The 20,972-nt window shown below is 72.5% G+C and carries 15 protein-coding genes; 10 read left to right on the top strand and 5 right to left on the bottom strand.

The features are described 5' to 3' along the window. Nucleotides 1-10: 10 nt before the first annotated feature. From ACIQCJ_RS13040 to ACIQCJ_RS13030, 3 genes are all read right to left on the bottom strand, one after another. Nucleotides 11-1,462 (bottom strand): MFS transporter, encoded by a 1,452-nt coding sequence (locus ACIQCJ_RS13040; protein WP_402711392.1) that lies wholly within the window; start codon nucleotides 1,460-1,462, stop codon nucleotides 11-13. A 130-nt stretch (nucleotides 1,463-1,592) separates the two neighbouring features. Continuing rightward, nucleotides 1,593-1,958 carry a nuclear transport factor 2 family protein gene (locus tag ACIQCJ_RS13035; RefSeq protein ID WP_355346701.1) on the bottom strand — a complete coding sequence of 122 codons (366 nt, stop codon included), beginning with the start codon at nucleotides 1,956-1,958 and terminating at the stop codon, nucleotides 1,593-1,595. Nucleotides 1,959-2,299: 341 nt separating this feature from the next. After that, complete coding sequence (locus tag ACIQCJ_RS13030; protein ID WP_402711391.1) at nucleotides 2,300-3,871, bottom strand: hypothetical protein; 1,572 nt, start codon at nucleotides 3,869-3,871, stop codon at nucleotides 2,300-2,302. Nucleotides 3,872-4,121: 250 nt separating this feature from the next. Here ACIQCJ_RS13030 and ACIQCJ_RS13025 point away from each other — a divergent pair, with 250 nt between their 5' ends. The 6 genes from ACIQCJ_RS13025 (at nucleotide 4,122) to ACIQCJ_RS13000 (ending at nucleotide 13,598) form a co-directional block, all read left to right on the top strand. Next, nucleotides 4,122-5,078 carry a hypothetical protein gene (locus ACIQCJ_RS13025; RefSeq protein ID WP_355346695.1) on the top strand — a complete coding sequence of 319 codons (957 nt, stop codon included), beginning with the start codon at nucleotides 4,122-4,124 and terminating at the stop codon, nucleotides 5,076-5,078. Between the two features lie 117 nt (nucleotides 5,079-5,195). Then, nucleotides 5,196-6,734 (top strand): APC family permease, encoded by a 1,539-nt coding sequence (locus ACIQCJ_RS13020; RefSeq protein ID WP_355346692.1) that lies wholly within the window; start codon nucleotides 5,196-5,198, stop codon nucleotides 6,732-6,734. 130 nt (nucleotides 6,735-6,864) lie between these two features. Continuing rightward, a complete protein-coding gene (locus tag ACIQCJ_RS13015; protein WP_402711390.1) occupies nucleotides 6,865-8,805 on the top strand; it encodes a primary-amine oxidase in 1,941 nt (646 codons plus the stop codon). A gap of 135 nt (nucleotides 8,806-8,940) precedes the next feature. Next, on the top strand, nucleotides 8,941-10,083 hold the full coding sequence (locus ACIQCJ_RS13010; protein WP_355346686.1) for a CaiB/BaiF CoA-transferase family protein: 1,143 nt from the start codon (nucleotides 8,941-8,943) through the stop codon (nucleotides 10,081-10,083). A gap of 75 nt (nucleotides 10,084-10,158) precedes the next feature. Continuing rightward, a complete protein-coding gene (locus ACIQCJ_RS13005) occupies nucleotides 10,159-11,373 on the top strand; it encodes an acetyl-CoA C-acetyltransferase (protein WP_355346683.1) in 1,215 nt (404 codons plus the stop codon). A 50-nt stretch (nucleotides 11,374-11,423) separates the two neighbouring features. After that, nucleotides 11,424-13,598, top strand: coding sequence for a 3-hydroxyacyl-CoA dehydrogenase NAD-binding domain-containing protein (locus ACIQCJ_RS13000; RefSeq protein WP_402711389.1), 2,175 nt, complete (start codon nucleotides 11,424-11,426; stop codon nucleotides 13,596-13,598). 18 nt (nucleotides 13,599-13,616) lie between these two features. On the opposite strand, the gene ACIQCJ_RS12995 is transcribed toward ACIQCJ_RS13000, so the two are convergent. Next, nucleotides 13,617-14,348, bottom strand: coding sequence for a MerR family transcriptional regulator (locus ACIQCJ_RS12995; protein WP_402711388.1), 732 nt, complete (start codon nucleotides 14,346-14,348; stop codon nucleotides 13,617-13,619). A gap of 96 nt (nucleotides 14,349-14,444) precedes the next feature. Here ACIQCJ_RS12995 and ACIQCJ_RS12990 point away from each other — a divergent pair, with 96 nt between their 5' ends. After that, nucleotides 14,445-15,926 carry a M1 family metallopeptidase gene (locus ACIQCJ_RS12990; protein ID WP_402711387.1) on the top strand — a complete coding sequence of 494 codons (1,482 nt, stop codon included), beginning with the start codon at nucleotides 14,445-14,447 and terminating at the stop codon, nucleotides 15,924-15,926. Between the two features lie 40 nt (nucleotides 15,927-15,966). Continuing rightward, on the top strand, nucleotides 15,967-16,446 hold the full coding sequence (locus ACIQCJ_RS12985) for a macro domain-containing protein (RefSeq protein WP_391045717.1): 480 nt from the start codon (nucleotides 15,967-15,969) through the stop codon (nucleotides 16,444-16,446). A gap of 38 nt (nucleotides 16,447-16,484) precedes the next feature. On the opposite strand, the gene ACIQCJ_RS12980 is transcribed toward ACIQCJ_RS12985, so the two are convergent. Beyond that, nucleotides 16,485-17,615, bottom strand: coding sequence for a fatty acid desaturase family protein (locus ACIQCJ_RS12980; RefSeq protein ID WP_402711386.1), 1,131 nt, complete (start codon nucleotides 17,613-17,615; stop codon nucleotides 16,485-16,487). A 183-nt stretch (nucleotides 17,616-17,798) separates the two neighbouring features. Here ACIQCJ_RS12980 and ACIQCJ_RS12975 point away from each other — a divergent pair, with 183 nt between their 5' ends. Both ACIQCJ_RS12975 and ACIQCJ_RS12970 read left to right on the top strand, forming a co-directional pair. Further along, nucleotides 17,799-18,320 carry a GNAT family N-acetyltransferase gene (locus ACIQCJ_RS12975; RefSeq protein WP_391163240.1) on the top strand — a complete coding sequence of 174 codons (522 nt, stop codon included), beginning with the start codon at nucleotides 17,799-17,801 and terminating at the stop codon, nucleotides 18,318-18,320. A gap of 165 nt (nucleotides 18,321-18,485) precedes the next feature. Further along, the gene (locus ACIQCJ_RS12970) at nucleotides 18,486-20,921 is read left to right on the top strand and encodes a Tex family protein (protein ID WP_402711730.1); all 2,436 of its coding nucleotides are present in this window, start codon (nucleotides 18,486-18,488) and stop codon (nucleotides 20,919-20,921) included. The last annotated feature ends 51 nt before the right edge of the window (nucleotides 20,922-20,972 follow it).

Raw genomic sequence — 20,972 nt, 5'->3', positions numbered from 1 at the left:
AGGGCTCGGCTCACCGAGCCGCCTCGCGCCGCCGGACGGCGAAGCTCAGGACCGCCAGCGCCAGTTCGAGGCCGAGCAGGAACACCAGCCCCATCCGGAAGGCGTGCGGGTAACCGCCGGGCGCGCCGTCGCCGACCGCGCCGTAGAAGATGATGCCGATCAGGGCGATGCCGAGCGCGCCGCCGATCTGCTGCGTGGTGGCCACCACGCCGGAGGCCGAGCCGACGAGCCGGGGCGGGACGGTGGCCAGCGCGTCGTGGGTGAGCGGGGCGATCACCATGCCCATCCCGACGCCGTCCATGACGAGCCCCGGCACCAGCTCCCACAGGCTGCCGGTGGTCCCGGAGCGGTGCGCCGCCTCCCACAGCAGACCGAGCCCCGCGGCCATCGCCAGCGCTCCGGCCGGGACCGTACGGCCGCCGAGCCTGGCCGCGATGCGGTGCGCGTTCGTCGAGGTCAGCAGGTAGCCGCCGCCGATCGCCAGGAAGACCGTGCCCGAGTGCAGGGCGTTCAGGCCGCGGCCCGCCTGGAGGTACAGGGCGAGGATCAGGAAGAACGAGCCCTGCCCGCTCCAGAAGACGAACTGCGCGAGGGAGCCGGGACCGAAACCGCGCTGCCGGAACAGGTCCGTGTTCAGCACCGGGTCGCCGCCTCGGCGGCCGAGCCGGTCCTGGTGGCGGACGAAGACGGTGACGAGCACGGCGGACGCGGCCAGGCACAGCCAGGTCCACAGCGGCCAGCCCGCCGCACGCCCCTGGATCAGCGGCAGCACGAGCGCGACGACAGCGGCGGTGGACAGCGCCACGCCGGTGAGGTCCAGCCGGGGCCGTTGCGGCGCCCTCGACTCGGCCAGGGCGCGCGGCACCAGCGCCAGGGCGAGCAGCCCGACCGGGAGGTTGATCAGGAAGCAGGCCCGCCAGCCGAGGCCGAGCACGTCGGCCTTGATCAGCAGACCGCCGATGAGCTGCCCGAAGACCGCGCCGACGCCCATCGTCAGCCCGTACATGCTGAAGGCGCGGGCCTGCGCCTTGCCGGTGTAGGCGGTCTGGAGGATCGACAGCACCTGCGGGCTCATCAGCGCGGCCGACAGGCCCTGGAGGACCCGCGCCGCCACCAGCGTCCCTGCGGTGGGGGCGAATCCGCACGCCGCCGAGGTGGCGGTGAACAGCGCGAGCCCGACGGCGAACATCCGTCTGCGGCCGAAGACGTCACCGAGCCGGCCCGCCGTGATCAGCCCGGTGGCCACGGCCAGGCCGAAGCCCGCCACCACCCACTGGATCGACGCGGTGCCCGCGTGCAGGTCGCTCTGCACGGAGGGGATCGCCACGTTCACGATGAAGATGTCGAGCGCGATCATGAAGGTCGCGGCCAGCAGGAGCAGCAGGCCGAGGTCTGGCCGCTTGCTGACCGGCGAGCCGTCGCGGCTCGCGGGCGGGGACGCGGCGGTGGTGGCCGAGGCCATGACGGAACTCCTGTCGCAGGGGGACGGATGTCCGGGGCGATGACGGGGTACGGGTGCGGCTCGGTGGTGACGGGGTACGGGGTACGGGCGGGGCCCTGCGCGGACCGCACCCGTACCCGTGGAGCGGTGCTCAGGCGCCGGCCGGGACCTTGTCGAGGAAGCCCTGGACGCTGTGCACCAGGCCGTCCTCGCCGATCGCGGCCACGTCGAAGCCGACCACCAGCGACTCGCCGCCCGCCGGGCCCAGCTCCCACGTGAAGCGGGCGATGTGGTGGTGCGCGTCGACCGGGCCCAGGGTGAACACGAAGCCGGGGAACTGCGCCTGCACGGCGCCGACCACCGCGTCGAAGGCGTCCCGCCCGGTGACGTCGGCCAGCGGGTCGGTGTAGCGGCCGTCGGCGGCGAAGACCTCGTCGATCAGGCGGCGCCGGGCGGCCGGGTCGGTCTCGTTCCAGGCGGCGATGTAGCGCTGGACCAGGTACAGGGTGTCGCTCATGGCTGGTGTCTCCCTACGTTGTCCGGCGCCGGGTGGCGCCGTGTTCTCGCAGGTCAAGACGGTACGGACGGGACCGCGTCCGCGAATCAGTCATCGTTGGGTACTTGTGCGGCCGGTTGTACGTCACGACCGGTCGCCATGACGTACACGCCCCGCGGGCCGGGGTCCGAACCGGCGTCTCGCACCGCCTCCCGTAGGCGTCTCGGCCAATCCGTGGTGACGTTGCGCACCGGCCGTGAGTGCCGGGAGCACCGGCCCGCGGCACCGTCCCCCGGAGCAGCCCGCACGTTCGGCCCCGGTGCGCGGTCCGCGAAGGCGGGACCGCGCACCGGGGGAAGAGGTCACCTCGTGGCGTCGAGCCGGACCTTCAGCGCGTCCAGCGTGTCCGCGATGCGCGGGGAGCCGCAGTGCCGGGACAGCCGGGCCGCCTCGCGGCCCAGCGTGCGCGCGCCCTCCAGGTCGCCGGTCAGGGCGCGGGCGGTGGCGGCGCGCGCCGAGTACAGGCAGCGGTCGCGTACGTACGAGGCGTCCTGCATCGCCAGCGCCTGCTCCAACAGGGGCCTGGCCTCGTGCGCGTGGCCCAGGTCGAGCAGCGACTGACCGGTCTGCGCGGCCAGTTCGGCCGCGTCGAACCAGTAGAGCCATGACGGACCCGACTCCCGCTCCGCCAGGTCCAGTTGGCGCTCCGCCTCGGAGACCGCGCGCCGTGAGGCGCCGTCGGCGCCGACCGCGGCGTGCGCCCGGCTCAGCCTGCTGGCGGCCAGCGCCCGGACGGCCGGGGGAGTGCCGCCCGCCGCCCGTACCCCCGCCTCCGCCGCGGCCACCGCGTCCCGCGGCTGACCCGCGATCACCGCGTGCAGCGCGAGGCCGCCCCACAGCGCGACGGCCAGCGGGCGGTCACCCGCGCTGTGGGCGAGCCGCAGACCGGTCAGATAGTGCCGCTGCGCCGCCCCGAGCCGGCCGGTGTCGGTGGCCGCCCAGCCGCCGAGCTGCGCCAGGTCGGCGGCGACCCGCAACAGCCTTGCCCCGTGGGCCCGTTCGTGCTGCCCCCGGTGCAACAGGCCGCGCACCATGCGCAGATCGGCCTCGACCCGGTGCCGTACGGCCGCGCCGCCGAGCCGGTCGTCGAGCTTGCGCAGCCCCAGCACCCCGGCTTCGAGCCAGTCGATCACCGGACCGTCCACGACGGCCGCGGCCACCGCTTTGTCGACGGCGTCGTCGCGGAACGCGGCCGCGGCGTTCGCCTGTCGCGGCACGCGTCCCGAGCGGGTGCCGGGCACCGGTTCGTCCCACCGCTCGGCCATGGCGGCCGACGCCGACCCGCGTCCCGCCGCGGGCGAGGGCGACCCGCGTCCCGCCGCGGCCGAGGGCGAACCCGCCTTCTTGTCCACGGCACGTGAACCCATGGAACCCATCGCGCCCGCCGCGCCGCCCGAGCCCGCGGAACCGGCGGCGCCCGTCGTGCCCTCCGCGCCCGCCGCGTCCCAGTCCGCGATGGCGTCGAGCAGCGCCTGCTCGTCCGCGATGGGGAAGCCGCGCGGGTCGCTCGCGCCGTTGTCGAGCAGCGCGGTGAGCGCGGTGAAACTGCCCTCGACCGTCCACGGCAGCCCGTCCGGCATGCCGCCGTGCGCCGGGAGCCAGCGCGGCCAGGGCCTCAACTCCAGTTCCCTGGAGGGGATTCCGAGCGCGCGGGCCAGCGCGCGCTGGCTGTCGGCCTCCGGCACGACCCCCCAGTGCTCCCAGCGCCAGACCTTCTCGCGGCGGGCCGCCATCGGCACCCCGAGGATCCGCGCGTTGTCGGCTATGACCCGTGCCAGGTCCTGGTAGCTCCACCCGTGTCTTCGCCGTACATAGGCGAGCGGGTGGGTGGAGGCTGCCGCACTCTGTCGTTCCCCCGCGTCCGCACCGCTCACGCTCCCGCCGTCCATGTCACCTGGTCCCCACCGCGCGATGCCGACACACCTTGATCGGCCTCTCGAATATCAGGTGTCCGGCCGATCGCGCAGCCGAACCAGCGCATCCATCCCGATCCGTGTCCCAAACCCCCGTCACCATACGGGACTACAGCGAGACAACAGGTCCGGGCTTGATGCCACCCCGTGCCGACCGGTTGGCTGTGCGTGATCACATGACGTTACGCACGCCGTGGAGGGCTGCCCGCGGATGACCCCACCGCCGCCACCCTTCCGCTTCTCGCGTGGCAAGGACGACGTGGCTTTCGACCCGGCTCTCGGTGACGAGGAGCTGGTCGCGGCTCGTGCTGCCCTGGCCCACGGCCGCTGGGCGGAGACCCGTGACCTGCTGAGCCGTACCGGGGACAACTGGGACCGCCGAGGACATCGGCTGGTCGTCCTCGGCGAGGGCAAGAGCGCCGCCGCCTGGGCGGGCGAGTGGCAACTCGCCGAGCCCGAGAGCACGGACGCCGCCGCGCTGGCCGCGTTCGCGGCCGTCTTCCGCGCGGTCGCGGGCAAGCAGAGCGCCGAGTCGGCGCGCGAACTCTGCCTGCGCGCGGCCCGGATGACCCCGCGCGACCCGTCGCCGTGGCTCGCCCTGCTGGTGCTCGCGCGCCGCACCGGCACCGACGACGAGCAGGTGCGCGCCTTCGACCAGGCGCGCGGCCGGCACCGCGGCCACCACCACGCCCACCACCTGATGACGCAGTGCCTGGCGGAGCGTCAGAAGACCGACGGCGAGGACCCGTTCCACGAGGTGTACGAATTCGCCGAGTGGGCCGCGGACGAGGCGGGACGCGGATCGCCGCTGGCCGTACTGCCGTTGGTCGCGCTGGTGGAGCGCTACCGGGTGCTCGCGTCGGCCGACGTGCTGCCCGACGTCCCCAACGGCCTTCCGTACTGGGTCAGTCCGCGCGCCCGGCAGAGCGTGCGCATGGCCTTCGACTGGTGGCTCGAATGGCAGGGCTACGACCACTCGCGGTTGCTGCTCGACCTGAACTACCTTGCGTACGGCAAATTCCACGCGGGCGACACGGTGGAAGCCGCCGCCCTGTTCAACCGGATCGGGTCGGAGGCGACACGCACCCCGTGGTCGTATCCCGACCGCGACCCGAAGAAGGCGTTCCGCGCGGCGCGCAACTACGCGCTCGGCTTCGGTTCCGCCTAGGCCCCCACGGTCGTACTCGCCCAGCAGGACACGCAGTTGGAACCACGCACGAAGAACCACGCTCGAAGACCGATCCAGTAAGACCCGAACCACGGACCACCGGAAGGACACCGCAGCATGCTGACGGGCAGTACAAGCGAGATCAGCACGTTCAAGGGCGAGCAACGCGCACTGCGCGCGGACCGGATCGGCGCACCGGCCCTCCTGCTCTCGGTCCTCGCCGCGACCGCGCCCCTGATGGTGGTGGCCGGTGTGGTGCCGACCACCTTCGCCACCATGGGTGTCGTCGGGGTGCCGCTGCTGTTCGTCATCGTCGGCCTCGTGCTGATCCTCTTCAGCTTCGGCTACGCCGAGATGAGCCGCCATGTGCACAACGCGGGCGCGCTATACGCGTACATATCCAGGGGCCTGGGCGGCACCATGGGCGCCTGCGCCTCGTACGTCGCCCTGTTCGCGTACAGCATCATGCAGGTCGGTCTCTACGGGATCTTCGGCTACGAGATCTCCAGCCAGATCGCCCAGCACTGGAACCACAACGTGGCCTGGTGGATCCCGGCGCTCGGCGGAGTCGCGATCACCGCGATCTTCGGCGCGCTGAAGATCGACCTGAACGCCAAGACGCTCGGTGTGCTGCTGCTGGTCGAGACGCTGCTGACCGTCGTCTTCGACATCAGCTTCCTGTCCGACCCCGGCCCGCAGGGCGTCTCGGTGCACGCCTTCGACCCCAGCACGCTCAGCGGCGCGGGTCTGGGCACCGCCCTGTGCTTCACCATCGCCGGCTTCGTCGGCTTCGAACAGGCCCCGGTCTACGCCGAGGAGACCAGCGACGCCCAACGCGTCGTGTCCAAGGTGATGTTCACCGCGATCGGCTTCGCCACTCTCTTCTTCGCCTTCAGCGCCTGGGCGATCACCGTCGGCACCGGCCCCGACCACGTCGTGGGCGCCGCTCAGGAGCAGGGTCCGAACCTGATCTTCTCGCTGAACCAGGCCCGCCTGGGCACCGCGTTCACCGACACCCTGAACATCTTCTTCATCACCGGCATCTTCGCCTCGATGCTGAGCTTCCACAACGTCGTCGCCCGCTACGCGTTCGCGATGGGCCGCGACGGTCTGCTGCCCTCGGCGGTCGGCCGTACCTCGAAGTCCAGCGGCGCCCCCGCCGTCGGCTCCTTCCTCCAGTCGATCGTCGCGCTGGCCGTCGTCGTGGCCTTCGCCGCCACCGACAACGGGAAGTTCGACCCGAAGTTCGGCCCGGACCCGACGGCCCCCGTGCTGCGCATGTTCACCTGGGCGGGCAACGTCGGCGCGCTCGGCATCGTGCTGCTGATGGCCACCGCGGCCATCGCCGTCATCGCCTTCTTCGTCAAGCGCGGTGCCGCCGGTGTGCAGGCATGGCGGCTGGTCACCTCGGCCGTCGCCGCTCTCGGGCTGCTGACCATCGCCGTCTACTCGGTGAAGGACTTCTCGGTGCTGCTGGGTGCCAACCCCGGCCACGGGCTGCGCTGGCTGCTGCCCGGCATCATCGCTCTGGCCGCCGCCATCGGACTGGTCTACGGTCTGATACTGCGCGCCAAGCGGCCCGAGGTGCACGCCAGGATCGGCCAGGGCAACGAGGCGTTCCAACTGGAGAAGGCCGCCGCGCAAGCGTCCTCCTGACCATCTCGCCAGGTCTCACCGCGACGGCCCGCCACACCCCACAGGGTGCGGCGGGCCGCCCGTTTTTTCCGGACCCATGTCCCGAACTGCCCGTCCCCGCAGCGTTTCTGTTTCGCCGTCAGGAGGCCCCATGACCGCGTCGGCCGCCACCACCACTCCGCATCCGCTCGACCCGCTGACCGCCGACGAGATCGACACGGCCCGCACCGTACTGGAGGCGGAGGGCCTGGTGTCCGACGCCACCCGCTTCCCGCTCGTCCTGCCCGACGAGCCCGACCGGCACGCCGCGCTCGCCCACCGCGACGGCGACGCCTTCACCCGCCGGGTGCGTGTCACGCTGCTCGACTCCGCCACCGGCCGCGCCGCCGAGGCCCTGGTCGACGTCACCTCGCGCCTGCTGCTCGCCCACCGCGACCTGGACCCGGCCGCCGACGGCCAACCGCCGCTGCTGTTCGAGGAGTACGAGACCTGCGACGAGATCGTCAAGGCCGACCCCGCCTGGCGCGCGGCGATGGCCGAGCGCGGCGTCACCGACACCTCGCTGGTGATCGCGGCGCCGCTGGCCGCGGGCAACTTCGGCATCGCCTCCGAGACCGGCCGCCGCATGCTGCGCTCGCTGACCTTCCTGCGCTGCGACGAGAGCGACAACCCGTTCGCCCACCCGGTCGGCGGCCTGGTCGCGGAGGTCGACCTGATCGAGCGGCGCGTCGTACGCCTCATCGACACCGGCGCCGTCCCCACGCCCACCCAATGCGGGCGCTACGAGGCCGAGTTCAACGGACCGGCCCGCACCGACCTGCGCCCGCTGGAGATCGGCCAGCCGGAGGGGCCGTCCTTCACGCTCGAAGGCCCGGTGCTGAGCTGGCAGAACTGGCGGCTGCGGCTGGACTTCAACGCCCGCGAGGGCCTGGTGCTGCACCGGATCACCCACCGCGACGGCGACCGCGACCGGCTCGTCCTGCACCGCGCCTCGATCGCCGAGATGGCCGTGCCGTACGCGGAGCCCGACGCGGCCCGCAACTGGGTCTGCTACCTGGACGCGGGCGAGTACCTGCTCGGCCGCAACGCCAACGCGCTGCGCCTGGGCTGCGACTGCCTCGGCGAGATCGCGTACGTGGACGCCGTGCTGGCCGACGACCTCGGCCGCCCGGAGACGCTGAGCAACGCGATCTGCGTCCACGAGGAGGACGCGGGGCTGCTGTGGAAGCACACCAACATCTTCGACAACTTCGCGGTGGACAGCCGCCGTTCGCGCCGCCTGGTGATCTCGTACATCGCCACCCTCGGCAACTACGACTACGGCTTCTACTGGTATCTCCACCAGGACGGCACGATCGCCTTCGAGGCCAAGGCCACCGGGCTCGTGCAGACGTCGGCCGCCGTGCCGGGGGAGAGCTCGCCGCACGCCACCGAGATCGCGCCGGGGCTGCTCGCGCCGTACCACCAGCATCTGTTCTGCGCCCGGCTCGACGTGGCGGTGGACGGCCCGGCCAACACGGTCGAGGAAGTGGACGTCGTACGGCTGCCGATGGGCCCGGACAATCCGAACGGCAACGCCTTCACCACGCGCGCCACCGTGGTGGCCGACAGCGGTGACGCGGGCCGGGTCGCCGACCCGGCGGCCGGGCGGCGCTGGCGGATCAGCAACCCCGGCTCGCTCAACCGGATGGGCCGCCCGGTCGCGTACACCCTGCTGCCCGACGCGGGACCGACGCTGCTCGCGCAGCCCGGCTCACCGGTCGCGGAGCGCGTCACGTACGCGACCAAGCACCTGTGGGTGACCCGCTACCGCCCCGAGCGGCACTATCCGGACGGCGACTACCCCAACCAGCACCGGGGCGGGGCCGGTGTCGGGCAGTGGTCGCGGCCGGGCGAGGCGCTGGAGGACACCGACCTCACGCTGTGGCACTCCTTCGGGCCGACGCATCTGCCGCGCCTGGAGGACTGGCCGGTGATGCCGGTGGACACCTGCGGTTTCACGCTGAGACCGACCGGCTTCTTCGACCGCAACCCCACGCTCGACCTGCCCCGGGAGAGCGGACGCGGCTCCGGCGGCCACTGCCACCTGTGACGCCGCACGCGACGGCGGCGGCCGACGGCGGGACCGAAGGCGGGACCGGAGACGGAACAGAAGGCGAGTGAACCGGCTGAGCGAGCGCTCAGTCAGCTCTTGCCAAGACTGGAACACGTTCCTAGCATCATTGATGTGACATCAGAATTGTCAAACCGGGGTGCGGCGCCCGACGGCCCGCTGGCGGGCGTGCGTGTCGTCGAACTGGCCGGGATCGGTCCGGGACCGTTCGCCGCGATGCTCCTCGCCGACCTCGGCGCCGATGTCGTACGGGTGGACCGGCCGGGCGGCGCGGGCCTCGGCGTCGCGCCCGAGCACGACCTCACCAACCGCAACAAGCGCTCGGTGCTGGTCGACCTCAAGGCGGACCGGGGACCCGCGACCGTGCTCGACCTGGCCGAGCGCGCCGACATCCTCATCGAGGGCTACCGGCCGGGCGTCGCCGAGCGGCTGGGCGTCGGCCCCGACGCGTGCCTGGCCCGCAATCCGCGGCTCGTCTACGGCCGCATGACCGGCTGGGGCCAGAGCGGCCCGCTCGCCGACACCGCGGGCCACGACATCGCCTACCTCGCCGTGACCGGCGCGCTCGGCATGACGGGACCGGCCGACGGACCGCCGGTCGCGCCCGCCAACCTCCTCGGCGACTACGCGGGCGGCTCCCTCTACCTGGTCACCGGCGTCCTCGCCGCCCTCCACCACGCCCGCGCGCACGGCGAGGGACAGGTCGTGGACGCCGCGATCGTCGACGGCGTCGCGCACCTCACCACGATGATCCACGCCATCCTCGCCACCGGCCGCTGGCAGGACAGGCGCGGCGCCAACCTCCTGGACGGCGGCACCCCCTTCTACGGCGTCTACGAGACCTCCGACGGCCGGTACATGGCGGTCGGCGCCCTGGAACAGCGCTTCTACGACGAATTCGTCCGGCTGCTGGAACTGGCGCCGCGGGACGCGGCCCTGCGCACGGAACCCGGCCGCTGGCACGACCTGCGCGCCGCCCTCGCGGCCCGCTTCCGCACCCGCACCCGCGACGAGTGGACACGCGTCTTCGACGGGACGGACGCGTGCGTGGCGCCCGTACTCTCGTTGGGTGAGGCCCCGCACCACCCGCACCTGGCCGCCCGCGGCACCTTCACCGAGGCGGCCGGGACCGTGCAGCCCGCGCCCGCGCCGCGCCTGTCCGCGACACCGGGCACCCTGCGCCGGCCGCCCGCGCCGCCCGGCGCGCACACCGCGGAGGTCGCCCGCGACTGGGACACCCCCGCACTGCTGGACTGAGACCCGTACGGCAGCACCTCCCGGACACCGCGCCGGACCAGGACACCCCGCCCCACCCTCCAGAAAGGCACGACGTTGAGCACCGAGGCCTACGTCTACGACGCCGTACGCACCCCGCGCGGGCGCGGAAAGGCGAACGGATCCCTGCACGGCACCAAGCCGATCGACCTCGTCGTCGGCCTCATCCACGAACTGCGGCGCCGCTTCCCGACCCTGGACCCGGCCGCCGTCGACGACATCGTGCTCGGCGTCGTCAGCCCGATCGGCGACCAGGGCTCGGACATCGCGCGGATCGCGGCCATCGCCGCGGGCCTGCCCGACACCGTCGCGGGCGTCCAGGAGAACCGCTTCTGCGCCTCCGGGCTCGAAGCGGTCAACCTGGCGGCGGCCAAGGTGCGTTCCGGCTGGGAGGACCTGATCCTCGCGGGCGGCGTCGAGTCCATGTCGCGCGTCGCGATGGGCTCGGACGGCGGCGCCTGGGCCATGGACCCCATGACCTCGTACGAGACCGGCTTCGTGCCGCAGGGCGTCGGCGCCGACCTGATCGCCACCCTCGGCGGCTGGACCAGGCACGACGTGGACTCCTTCGCCGCGCTCTCCCAGGAACGCGCCGCGGAGGCGTGGAAACAGGGCTACTTCGCCCGCTCCGTCGTGCCCGTGCTGGACCGCAACGGCCTCACCGTCCTGGACCACGACGAGTTCATCCGCCCCGGCACCACCCCCGAGACGCTCGCCAAGCTCAAGCCGTCCTTCGCCGACATCGGCGACCTGGGCGGCTTCGACGCCGTCGCGCTCCAGAAGTACCACTGGGTCGAGGCCATCGACCACGTCCACCACGCGGGCAACTCCTCCGGCATCGTGGACGGCGCCGCGCTCGTCGCCATCGGCAACCGCGAGATCGGCGAGCGCTACGGCCTCACCCCCCGCGCCCGGATCGTCTCGGCCGCCGTCTCCGGCTCCGAGCCGACCATCATGCTGACCGGCCCCGCCCCCGCCTCCCGCAAGGCCCTCGCCAAGGCCGGGCTGACCATCGACGACATCGACCTGATCGAGATGAACGAGGCGTTCGCCGCCGTCGTGCTGCGCTTCGCCTCCGACATGGGCGTCAGCATCGACAAGGTCAACGTCAACGGCGGCGCCATCGCGCTCGGCCACCCGCTCGGCGCGACCGGCGCGATGATCCTCGGCACCCTCATCGACGAACTGGAGCGCCGCGACCAGCGGTACGGGCTCGCCACCCTCTGCGTCGGCGGCGGCATGGGCGTCGCCACCGTCGTCGAACGTCTCTGACCCCTGCCCCCTCACGTGCCCCCTCACGGATCCAACGGAGCCCGAAGACCATGAGCGAGTCCACCACCATCCGCTGGGAGCAGGACACCGACGGCATCGTCACCCTGGTCCTGGACGACCCCGCGCAGTCCGCGAACACCATGAACGCGGCCTTCGCCGATTCCCTCGACGCCACCCTCGACCGCCTCGAAGCCGAACTCGACGGCGTGCGCGGCATCATCGTCACCTCCGCGAAGAAGACCTTCTTCGCGGGCGGCGACCTGCGCGACCTGATCCGCGCCACCCCGGAGAACGCGGCCGACGTCCTCGCCGGATCGCTGCGCATCAAGCGCCGCCTGCGCCGCCTGGAAACCCTCGGCAAGCCGGTCGTCGCGGCCATCAACGGAGCGGCGCTCGGCGGCGGTTACGAGATCGCGCTGGCCTGCCACCACCGCATCGCGCTCGACACGCCCGGCACCAAGATCGGCCTGCCCGAGGTGACGCTCGGCCTGCTGCCCGGCGGGGGCGGAGTCGTCCGCACCGTCCGGCTGCTCGGCATCGCCGACGCGCTGCTGAAGGTCCTGCTCCAGGGCCGGCAGTACGCGCCGCAGCGCGCTTTGGAGGCCGGTCTCATCCACGAGGTCGCCACCGACCGGGACGCCATGCTGGCGAGCGCGCGGGCGTACGTCCTGGCCCACCCCGACGCCCGGCAGCCCTGGGACACCCCCGGCTACAAGATCCCCGGCGGCACCCCGAAGAGTCCCGCCTTCGCGGCGAATCTGCCGGCCTTCCCCGCCAATCTGCGCAAGCAGCTCGCGGGCGCGCCCTACCCGGCGCCGCTGGCGATCCTGTCCGCCGCCGTCGAGGGCTCGCAGGTCGACATCGACACCGCCACCCTCATCGAGGCCCGCTACTTCACCGAGCTGGCCTGCGGCCGGACCTCGAAGAACATGATCCAGGCGTTCTTCTTCGACATGCAGGCCGTCAACTCCGGCGCCAGCCGCCCCGAGGGCGTCCCGGCCCGGCCGGTCACCAAGGTCGCCGTCCTCGGCGCGGGCATGATGGGCGCGGGCATCGCGTACTCCTGCGCGCGCGCCGGAATCGACGTCGTCCTCAAGGACGTCACCGCGGAGGCCGCCGAGCGCGGCAAGGCGTACTCCGTGACGCTGCTCGACAAGGCGCTGGCCAAGGGCCGCACCACCCCGCACAAGCGGGACGCGCTGCTCGCCCGGATCACCCCGACCGCCGACCCGGCGGACCTGGCGGGCTGTGACGCCGTCATCGAGGCGGTCTTCGAGGACGCCACGCTCAAGCACAAGGTCTTCCAGGAGATCGAGCACATCGTGGCGCCCGACGCGCTGCTCTGCTCCAACACCTCCACGCTGCCCATCTCGGCGCTCGCCGAAGGCGTGCGGCGGCAGGACGACTTCATCGGCCTGCACTTCTTCTCGCCGGTCGACAAGATGCCGCTGGTGGAGATCATCAAGGGCGAGCGGACCGGTGACGAGGCGCTGGCCCGCGCCTTCAACCTGGTGCGGCAGATCCGCAAGACGCCGATCGTCGTCAACGACTCGCGCGGCTTCTTCACCTCCCGCGTCATCGGCCACTTCATCAACGAGGGCGTCGCCATGGTCGGCGAGGGCGTCGCGGCGGCCTCCGTCGAACAGGCCGCGGCCCAGGCGGGTTACCCCGCCAAGGTGCTGTCGCTCCTCGACGAGCTGACGCTCACCCTGCCGCGCAAGATCCGCCGCGAGACGCGTACCGCGATCGAGGCGGAGGGCGGCCAGTGGCAGGAGCACCCGGCCGAGCGGGTCATCGACCGCATGGTGGACGAGTTCGAGCGGACCGGGCGCAGCGGCGGCGCGGGCTTCTACGACTACGCGGACGGCCGCCGTACCCGGCTGTGGCCCGGTCTTGCGGAGCATTTCGGTAAACCCGGCATCGAGATCCCGATGCGGGACATGCAGGAGCGGATGCTCTTCGCGGAGTCGCTGGACACGGTCCGGCTGCTCGAAGAAGGCGTCCTCACCTCGGTCGCCGACGCCAACATCGGCTCCATCCTCGGCATCGGCTTCCCCGCCTGGACCGGCGGCGTCCTTCAGTACATCAACGGCTACGAGGGCGGCGTCGCGGGCTTCACCGCCCGCGCCCGCGAACTGGCCGACACCTATGGCGAGCGTTTCGCACCGCCCGCGCTGCTGGTGGCGAAGGCCGAGAGCGGGGAGACGTTCACGGACGGGCGCTGAGGTGTAGGCGCTCAGGCGCTACGGGGAACGCTGCGGGTTCTGCTCGGGGTCCGGCTTCGGCGAGGGCACCGGCCAGGCCCGCAGCTCCTCCTTCAGCGACCGCTGAAAGGCGGTGACCAGCGCCTGTACGACCAGCGGCTGCATCTGGGCCGACAGCGACCGCATCCGCTCCGGGCGGTCCGGCTCCCCCACCTCGTCCAGGAAGATCCGGCCCAGCTCGTGGGCGGCGGCCCGCGCGTGCTCCAGCATCACCTCGCGCGCGGCCAGGACCGTCTCCACGGGGAAGGGCACGTCCAGCAGCCGCACCCCCAGGTGCAGGATGCCCGGATCCACCCGGAAGGCGTCGGGGTCGTCGGTGCGCTCCAGCACGTTCATGGCCGCGAGCCGGTCCAGGTCCGCGTCGTCCAGCGGGCGCCCCGCGCGGCGTTCGAGTCGCTCCCGGTCGATCTCCTGGCTGCCCTCCGGCAGCCAGGACGCCACCAGGGCGCGGTGGATCGCCAGGTCGTGGGCGCTGATGTCGGCGGGGAGCTGCTGGAGATAGCGCTCGATCGCCGCCAGGGTGAGGCCCTGGTGCTGCAACTCCTCGATCAGCGCCAGCCGGGACAGGTGCGCGGAGCCGTATCGGCCCACCCGGCGCGGACCGATGTCGGGCGGCGGGAGCAGGCCGCGGGCGCTGTAGAAGCGGACGGTGCGCACCGTCACCCCGGCGCGGGCGGCCAGCTCGTCGATGGTGAGAGCGGTCTGGGGCACCTGGACAGTATCGCTGTCGCACCAGCGCTGTGAAAGTCCTCGCACGCCGTACGGCGGACGCCTCCGCCCGGCCCCGAGCCTCGTACGCTGGCCCGCGTGCGCCTGTTCCCGCCGCCGCGCGCGGCCCTGCCGATCCTGCTCGCGTGCTCCTTGGCGTGCTGCCTGTCGTGCTCCGGCGGCGGCACGGCGGCCCCCGAACGTACGGCCGCCGACCGTACGGCCCCCGACCGTACGGGCCACGCCTCGGGCTCCGCCGACGTCGGGGCGCCCGGCGTCGGCGACCGGCTCTTCCCGCGGGCGGGCAACGGCGGATACGACGTCACGCACTACGGCCTCGACCTCGCGTACGACCCCGGCTCAGGAAAGCTGCGCGGCACGGCGGTCGTCACCGCCACCGCCACCCAGCCGCTCGCGCGCTTCGACCTCGACCTGTCGGGGCTCACCGTCACCCGCGTGACCGTCGACGGGCGGAGCGCCGCCGTGGACCGCGCGGACAGCGAGCTGAGGGTCACGCCCGCGACGCCGCTGCGCGACGGCGCGCGCTTCGAGACGACCGTGACGTACGAAGGCGTCCCGCCGACCCTCACCGACCCGGACGGCTCGCACGAGGGCTGGTTCCGTACCGACGACGGCGCGCTCGCCCTGGGCGAACCGGTCGGCGCCATGGCCTGGTTCCCTTCGAACAACCATCCCTCGGACAAGGCCGCCTACGACATCACCGTCACCGTCCCCCACGGTCTCACCGCCGTGTCCAACGGCGAACTGGTCGACAGCGCCGACCGCGGCGGCGAGACCGCGTTCCACTGGCGCGCCAAGGAGCCGATGGCGACGTATCTGGCCACCGTCGCCATCGGGCACTTCGACATCACGCGGTCCCGTACCGGTGGCGGGGTGCCGGTCTACGTGGCGGTCGACCCGCGCTCCGACGACCCGACGACGGCGGCGGCCCTGCGCCGTATCCCGGAGATCGTGGACTGGGAGAGCGGGCTGTTCGGGCCCTATCCCTTCTCGTCCGTCGGCGCGATCGTCGACCACCTGCCGAGCGGGCGGGTCGGGTACGCGCTGGAGGCCCAGACGAAGCCGGTCTTCCCCGGCGACGGCGGGCCGGGCGACCCCGCCGTGCCGCTGGACACCCTCGTCCACGAACTGTCCCACCAGTGGTTCGGCGACTCCGTCACGCCCGCCGCCTGGCAGGACATGTGGCTCAACGAGGGCTTCGCGACCTACGCCGAGTGGCTGTGGCAGGAGCACGAGGGCGGGCGCACCGTCGAGCGGAGCGCCGCAGCGGCCCTGGCCGACCCCGCCAACAGCGCCTTCCCGCCCGGCGCGCCGCCCGGCCCCGACCGCATCTCCGACGCCCCCGTGTACGGCGGCGGCGCCCTCGTCCTCTACCAACTCCGCGAAGCCCTCGGCCCGACCGCCTTCGCCACCCTCCTCCGCACCTGGCCCGCCGCCCGCCGCCACGGCAACGCCACCACCGCCGACTTCACCGCCTTCTGCCAACGCCTCACCCCCCACGACCTCACCCCGCTGTTCACCGCCTGGCTCCACACCACCCACCACCCGTCGTCGCTTTAAGCGCGGGCGCGTTGTCAGTGGTCGCGCTTACGGTGGCGGCATGGGGGAGATCACGTACGTGCGGGGAGACGCCACCGCACCACAGGGCAAGGGCGTCAAAGTCATCGCGCATGTCTGCAACGACCTGGGCGGCTGGGGCAAGGGCTTCGTCGTCGCCGTGTCGCGCCGCTGGCCGGAGCCCGAGGCCGCCTACCGGCGCTGGCACCGCGAGCGGGCGCGCAACGACTTCGGCCTCGGCGCACTCCAGTTGGTGCGGGTCGGCAGCTATGTGTGGGTGGCCAACCTGATCGGCCAGCGCGGCATGCGCACCGGCAGCAAGGGTGTGCCGGTGCGGTACGAGGCGATCGACGCCGCCCTCGCGGCGCTCGGCGACCGGGCGTTGGAGCTGGGCGCCTCCGTGCACATGCCGAGGATCGGCTGCGGTCTGGCAGGCGGGCGGTGGGCGCGGGTCGAGCCGCTGGTGACCGCGCGGCTCGTGGAACGCGGGGTGGCCGTCACGGTCTACGACCGCGACGGCTGAGCCGCCGGGGGTGCGGAAGGGTGGCGGCGGTGGGGAGTTCAGACGGCGGGGGAGCGCAAGGGGGCGCCCACGGAGTGCATGTGGGACAGGGCCTGGACGTAGGAGTCGATCAGACCGGTCTCGGTGTAGGGGATGGACAGACGGCGGCAGTGGGCGCGCACCAGCGGCTGGGCGAGGCGCAGGTGCGGGCGGGGGAGGCTGGGGAAGAGGTGGTGTTCGACCTGGTAGTTGAGCCCGCCGAGGAACCAGTCGGTGACCGGATTGCCGCGCACATTGCGGGAGGTGAGCACCTGACGGCGCAGATGACCCCAGCGCGAGCCCTCCTCGGGCATCTCCATGCCCTTGTGGTTGGGCGCGAAGGCACAGCCCAGGTGCAGCCCGAACAGCGCGTGGTGCACGAGGGCGAACACGACCGCCTGCCACACCGGCATCGCGAACAGCAGCAGCGCCGCGTAACCCGCCAGGTGGGCCACCAGCAGCGAGCCCTCGACCAGCCGTTGCCGCGGCTCCTGCCGCTTCAGCTCCTGGAGACTCGCCACCTTCAGGGCCAGCCCCTCCAGCAGCAGCATCGGGAAGAACAGCCGCGCCTGATGACGGGTCAGGAAGCGCGCGAAGCCCTCCCGCTCGACCGCCTGCGCCTGCGTCCACACCAGCGCGCCGACCTCGACGTCCGGATCCTTGCCCACGTGGTTCGGATTGGCGTGGTGCCGATTGTGCTTGTCGGTCCACCAGCCCGCGCCCATGCCCAGCAGCAGATTGCCGTGGACGAGCCCGATCAGCCGGTTCGTCCGACGGCTCTCGGCGATCTGGTGGTGCCCGGCGTCGTGCCCGATGAACGCGGTACGCGCCCCCAGCACCGCCGCGGGCAGAGCGAGCGCCACCACCCACCACGAACCCGTCCCGCCGACCAGCACCACCGCCGACCACACCGCGGCGACGGCCACGAGATTCAGCGCGATCGACTTCGCGTAGTGGTCCACGCGCCGCCGCAGCAGCCCGGCCGCCTTGACCTCGCGCAGCAGCGGAGCGAAATCACTGCCTGATCCCGATCCTGGTCCCGCCCCCGTACCGGCGTCCGCCCCCGTACCGGCGGAGTCCGCGTCCGGGCCCGCCGTCCCGTCGGACCGCCGTCCCGGCGCGTCGATGATCGTGCTGGTCGCTGTAGCCATGGGCGCTCCTCGGGGTCCGGCGATGGCCGGTTCGACGTCCGGTGTCTGGCCTGACCGGCCACACCTCGACGCTATGGACTGCCACTGATCCCCGACCATGGCGCCATCACCCGGTTCCCCGGGGTGGCAGACCCCGGAAAAACCTGGGGATAACCCCACCTACCCGCTGCCAGGATGTCCGGCGTGACGACGAACAACACGCACGCGACCGACTGGGCGGTCGCGCCTGTACCCATCACCGGCCCCGAGGCGGCGACGCTGCTGCGCCGCTACTACACCGAGCTGGTCAGCCGCTTTTACGGCCGTCCGACGGACGACGCCGAGGTCTCCGCCGTGCTCGCGGAGGAGCCCAGCGACGATCTCGTGCCACCCACCGGAGAATTCCTCGCCGTCCGGCTCGCCGGCGCTCCTGCCCGCGGCGTACCGGTCGGCTGTGTGGGCCTGCGCGTCCTCGACGCGCACACCATGGAGCTGACCCGGATGTATGTCGGCCCCGAAGCCCGCGGCCAGGGCGTCGCGGGCTTGCTCATCGGCGCCGCGGAAGCCCTCGCCCGCGACACCTTCCACGCGGACACGATCCGCCTGGACACGCGCGAGGACCTGGTGGAGGCCCGTGCGCTGTACGCCAAGCACGGCTACAGGGAGATCGCCCGCTACAACACGAGCCCATACGCGGACCACTGGTTCGAAAAGCGGCTGCGGTGAGCTGATTCGGCGGGGACAGGGCCTGGTGCGGGGGCCACTGTCAACAGCCTCACCGCACCCGCACAACGAGCCGGAACCGCGCATCGTTCCCGCCGCCCGCGGCCGGTCGCGGGCGGGTGACGTCTAACATGCCAGTGAACAGCCGAGCACACGAGGAGCGAGATCATCAGCGGTAACGGATCGGTCGAGCGCAGGATCGCCGAGGAACTGGGCGTACGCGAAGGGCAGGTGCGCTCCGCCGTCGAACTGCTCGACGGCGGAGCGACCGTGCCGTTCATCGCGCGGTACCGCAAGGAAGCCACCGGCACCCTGGACGACGCGCAACTGCGCGCTCTCGAGGAGCGGTTGCGCTACCTGCGCGAGCTGGACGAACGGCGCGCGGCCGTCCTGGAGTCCATCGAGTCCCAGGGCAAGCTGGACGACGCGCTGAAGGCGCAGATCATGGCCGCCGACTCCAAGGCGCGCCTGGAGGACATCTACCTGCCCTTCAAGCCCAAGCGCCGCACCAAGGCCCAGATCGCCCGCGAGGCGGGTCTGGAACCGCTGGCCGATCTGCTGCTGGCCGATCCGGAGACCGACCCGCAGGCCGAGGCCGCGAAGTACGTCTCCTCCGACAAGGGCGTGGAGGACCCGGCGGCGGCGCTCGAGGGCGCGCGCTCCATCCTCACCGAGCGCTTCTCCGAGGACGCCGACCTGGTCGGCGAGCTGCGCACCCGGATGTGGACGCGCGGCAGGCTCGTCGCGAAGGTGCGCGAGGGCAAGGAGGAGCCGGGCGCCAAATTCTCCGACTACTTCGACTTCGCCGAGCCCTTTACCAAGCTCCCCTCGCACCGCGTGCTGGCCATGCTCCGCGGCGAGAAGGAGGAGATCCTCGACCTCACCCTGGAGCCGGAGGAGCCCACCGAGGGACCGTCCAGCTTCGAGCGGCGGATCGCGCAGAACTTCGACATCGCCGACCGCGGACGCCCCGCCGACAAATGGCTCGGCGACACCGTGCGCTGGGCCTGGCGCACCCGCTTCCTGGTCCGCCTCGGGATCGACCTGCGCGTCCAGCTCCGCCAGGAGGCCGAGGACGAGGCGGTACGGGTCTTCGCCGCGAATCTCCGCGACCTGCTGCTCGCCGCGCCCGCGGGCACCCGCGCCACCATGGGCCTGGACCCCGGCCTGCGCACGGGCGTCAAGGTCGCCGTGGTCGACGACACCGGCAAGGTGGTCGCCACCGACACGATCTACCCGCACGTGCCGCGCAACAAGTGGGACGAGTCGCTGGCCACCCTCGCCCGGCTCGCGAAGGCCCACCGCGTCGACCTGATCGCCATCGGCAACGGCACGGCCTCCCGCGAGACCGACAAGCTCGCCGCCGACCTGATCAAGCTGCACCCCGATCTGAAGCTCACCAAGGCCGTCGTCTCCGAGGCGGGCGCCTCGGTCTACTCCGCCTCGGCCTACGCCTCCGCCGAACTCCCCGAGCTCGACGTGTCCCTGCGCGGCGCCGTCTCCATCGCCCGCCGCCTCCAGGACCCGCTCGCCGAACTGGTGAAGATCGACCCGCGCTCGATCGGCGTCGGCCAGTACCAGCACGACCTGTCGGAGCTGAAGCTCTCCCGCTCCCTGGACGCGGTCGTCGAGGACTGCGTCAACGGCGTCGGCGTGGACGTCAACACCGCGTCCGTACCGCTGCTGCGCCGCGTCTCGGGCATCACCGAGGGCCTGGCGGGCAACATCGTCGCCCACCGCGACGCCAACGGCCCCTTCCGTACCCGCAAGGACCTCAAGGAGGTCGCGCGGCTCGGCCCTAAGGCGTACGAGCAGTGCGCGGGCTTCCTGCGGATCGTGGACGGCGACGACCCGCTGGACGCCTCCAGCGTGCACCCCGAGTCGTATCCGGTGGTGCGGCGGATCAGCGGCACCGCGAAGACCGACATCAAGTCGCTGATCGGCAACGGCCCGGTGCTGCGGACGCTGCGCCCGCAGGACTTCGTGGACGACTCCTTCGGTCTGCCGACCGTCACCGACATCCTCGCCGAGCTGGAGAAGCCGGGCCGCGACCCGCGTCCGGCCTTCAAGACCGCCACCTTCAAGGACGGCGTCGAGGAGATGAAGGACCTCAGGCCGGGGATGATCCTCGAAGGCGTCGTCACCAATGTCGCCGCCTTCGGCGCCTTCGTGGACGTCGGTGTCCACCAGGACGGCCTGGTCCATGTCTCCGCGCTCTCCGACACCTTCGTGTCCGACCCGCGTGAGGTCGTCAAGCCCGGTGACATCGTCCGCGTGAAGGTGCTGGACGTCGACCTGCCGCGTAAGCGGATCTCGCTGACGCTGCGCCTGGACGACGAGCCGGGCGCCGGGCGCCAACAGCGCGGCGGCGGGGCCGGTGGCGGCGGTGAGCGCCGCAGCGGACCGCCCCGGCAGGGCGGCGGCCAGGGCCAGAACCGACAGGGCGGCCAGGGCCAGAACCGGCAAGGCGGCGGCCAGGGCAGGCAGGGCCAGGGCGGCGGCCAGGGCCAGGGCGGCGGACGCCGCGGCGGCGGTCAACAGCCCGCGCCCGGCGGCGCGATGGCCGACGCCCTGCGCAGGGCGGGCCTGACCGGCAACAAGTAGCCGAGGACGTACGACCGTTGAGGCGGCGGGGCCAGCACCTCCGCACACCCC

The sequence above is a fragment of the Streptomyces sp. NPDC093221 genome, from assembly GCF_044753885.1.
Classification (GTDB): domain Bacteria; phylum Actinomycetota; class Actinomycetes; order Streptomycetales; family Streptomycetaceae; genus Actinacidiphila.
This window is presented reverse-complemented; position numbering and strand designations above follow the sequence as displayed.

What these genes read in the sequence shown, in the direction of transcription:
- ACIQCJ_RS13040 (WP_402711392.1), bottom strand. Translation starts at nt 1,462, where the DNA reads ATGGCCTCGGCCACCACCGCCGCGTCCCCGCCCGCGAGCCGCGACGGC.
- ACIQCJ_RS13035 (WP_355346701.1), bottom strand. Translation starts at nt 1,958, where the DNA reads ATGAGCGACACCCTGTACCTGGTCCAGCGCTACATCGCCGCCTGGAAC.
- ACIQCJ_RS13025 (WP_355346695.1), top strand. Translation starts at nt 4,122, where the DNA reads ATGACCCCACCGCCGCCACCCTTCCGCTTCTCGCGTGGCAAGGACGAC.
- ACIQCJ_RS13020 (WP_355346692.1), top strand. Translation starts at nt 5,196, where the DNA reads ATGCTGACGGGCAGTACAAGCGAGATCAGCACGTTCAAGGGCGAGCAA.
- ACIQCJ_RS13015 (WP_402711390.1), top strand. Translation starts at nt 6,865, where the DNA reads ATGACCGCGTCGGCCGCCACCACCACTCCGCATCCGCTCGACCCGCTG.
- ACIQCJ_RS13000 (WP_402711389.1), top strand. Translation starts at nt 11,424, where the DNA reads ATGAGCGAGTCCACCACCATCCGCTGGGAGCAGGACACCGACGGCATC.
- ACIQCJ_RS12985 (WP_391045717.1), top strand. Translation starts at nt 15,967, where the DNA reads ATGGGGGAGATCACGTACGTGCGGGGAGACGCCACCGCACCACAGGGC.
- ACIQCJ_RS12980 (WP_402711386.1), bottom strand. Translation starts at nt 17,615, where the DNA reads ATGGCTACAGCGACCAGCACGATCATCGACGCGCCGGGACGGCGGTCC.